Here is a 1985-nt window from a genome sequence, read left to right as displayed (position 1 = left end):
AGCTTGCTTCAAGATACTCATGATCAAGCTGTCTGAATACTTAGATGTTTTCATAGAAAATCTCCTTAAATCAAGGTTATTCGATTTTCTACTTTTAAACTCAATGATTTTTAGGGGGGATTACCATCTAATTTAATTATGATCGGTGTTTGAGAGCCATTTTCTGAGTTAATAGTACTTTTCAGTACAAATTTATCTTCCAAATTCAAAACTAGAATTTCTATGTCCCGATTGGGTGAAGAAAGTACTTCTACAATTCCTTGCTCATCTGTCGTACGTTCAAATGAACTTTGTCTTCCTTTGGGACGAGATTTCACAGGGAAATTAATTAAAACTTTCTCATTACAATCTATGACTTTAAATAAAGTTGTGACAATTCCTTTTGAGCTAGGTGTAATTTTTTCTTTCCGATATTCTTCTATGCTTTTAGGTAAAAATACTTTTAGAGGATTGTTTCTAGAAGAAACAAGAGATGAGTTAAGCATTTTAATCACAATATAATCTTTAGCATTAGGAGGCTTTGCCAAAATTTCTACAGTTCGATTAGGCGAACCTTGAAATATAAATAATCCCTCTTTATCTGTTTTTTTTGAATTTTCTCTTGATGAACCTTTATAACGCGATTTAACGTTTAAATTGATAACATATTTCCCAGAGGCATCATAAATTTTTGAGATTACTGTAACTAAATTACTCATTACTTAACCTCCTCTTCAGCATATACATCGTCCTCAGAGTTAATCTCCGTGACCTCATCCATTAGTTCATCTATATTGTCAAGATTCGATTCTTGGATCAGTTGTGTATAGTCAAATCATTATAAAACCAATACAATGGTGCAATGAGTTATTCAGAACATTTTAGACGTAAAATTTTAGCTAAGCTTGAGGAAGGTTATTCTATTCGAGCGGTAGCTGCACAATTTGAAATTAATAAAAATACCATTGTTGAATGGAAGAAACGTATAGAGATTAAAAAAACTCGTGTACGTAAACCTTCTAAAATTAACGATGATGCTTTACGTGAAGATGTTGAAAAGTATCCTGATGCTTATCAATATGAACGTGCTGCACGTTTTAATTGTGGTGTTTCATCTATTGGTGCTGCATTAAAGCGCTTAAATATTACAGTTAAAAAAAGACGTTAAGCCATCCTAAAGCAGATACAAAGCTTAGGGATAAATTTATTCTGCAAGTGAATGAATTAGAAAAAAACCATCCGATTATTTATCTGGATGAAAGTGGTTTTAAGTCACATGATTATAGACCTCATGGCTACTCACGAAAAGGAGTACCCTGTTTAGGGCAATATAATTGGCAATTAAAGAATCAGACCAATGCCATTGGAGCAATCCATGAGGGTAAGTTATTTTCAGTCGGTTTATTTGACTGCAAAATCAATTCAGATGTTTTTCATTTTTGGATTGAGCAATTCCTCATACCAGCATTACCAGAAAATAGTGTAGTGGTTATGGATAATGCAGCATTTCATAAAAGAGCAGATATTCAGGAGTTATTGGAACAACAAGGGCATAAAATTCTTTGGCTTCCTGCATACAGCCCTGATTTAAATCCTATAGAACACATGTGGGCATGGGTTAAACGTAAGCGTAAAGAATGGTTGATCGACTCAGTCGATGAGTTATTTCGAGTTTTTTTCGAATCTTGTATGAATAATAAAGTAGTTTGACTATATATAAAGACGCGAAGCCTAAAGCAACAAAGTCTGTCGGTTGAGAGGTATAAAAGCGTAACGTACTCAATTGATTATTTTCATTTAATATAGATTTATTAGTTTTAATGAGCTTTCCATTCAATTTATCTAAAACAAAGATTTCTTTTTCTCCTGTAGAGGGCTGATTCGGTAATACCCCCATTTTTAATTGAATTAATGGGTAGAAAATCTAAAGCCTTGTTATTGTTTAAAAATAGGTGGACAACCATTTACTGACATATGAGGTCGTTCATGATTATAAAAGTACTGCC

Annotated in this window: 3 protein-coding genes; 2 read left to right on the top strand and 1 reads right to left on the bottom strand. The window is 32.9% G+C overall.

What is annotated here, in order from left to right; translation table 11 throughout:
* Positions 1-110: 110 nt before the first annotated feature.
* A complete protein-coding gene (locus FTV43_RS15220; RefSeq protein ID WP_257224131.1) occupies positions 111-698 on the bottom strand; it encodes a hypothetical protein in 588 nt (195 codons plus the stop codon).
* Between the two features lie 143 nt (positions 699-841).
* On the opposite strand from FTV43_RS15220, the gene FTV43_RS15215 reads away from it, so the two are divergent.
* Complete coding sequence (locus FTV43_RS15215; RefSeq protein WP_000122230.1) at positions 842-1147, top strand: IS630 transposase-related protein; 306 nt, start codon at positions 842-844, stop codon at positions 1145-1147.
* A gap of 47 nt (positions 1148-1194) precedes the next feature.
* On the top strand, positions 1195-1689 hold the full coding sequence (locus tag FTV43_RS15210; RefSeq protein WP_004781677.1) for an IS630 family transposase: 495 nt from the start codon (positions 1195-1197) through the stop codon (positions 1687-1689).
* The last annotated feature ends 296 nt before the right edge of the window (positions 1690-1985 follow it).

The sequence above is a fragment of the Acinetobacter sp. YH16053 genome, from assembly GCF_013417035.1.
GTDB lineage: Bacteria > Pseudomonadota > Gammaproteobacteria > Pseudomonadales > Moraxellaceae > Acinetobacter > Acinetobacter towneri.
This window is presented reverse-complemented; position numbering and strand designations above follow the sequence as displayed.

What these genes read in the sequence shown, in the direction of transcription:
- FTV43_RS15220 (WP_257224131.1), bottom strand. Translation starts at nt 698, where the DNA reads ATGAGTAATTTAGTTACAGTAATCTCAAAAATTTATGATGCCTCTGGG.
- FTV43_RS15215 (WP_000122230.1), top strand. Translation starts at nt 842, where the DNA reads ATGAGTTATTCAGAACATTTTAGACGTAAAATTTTAGCTAAGCTTGAG.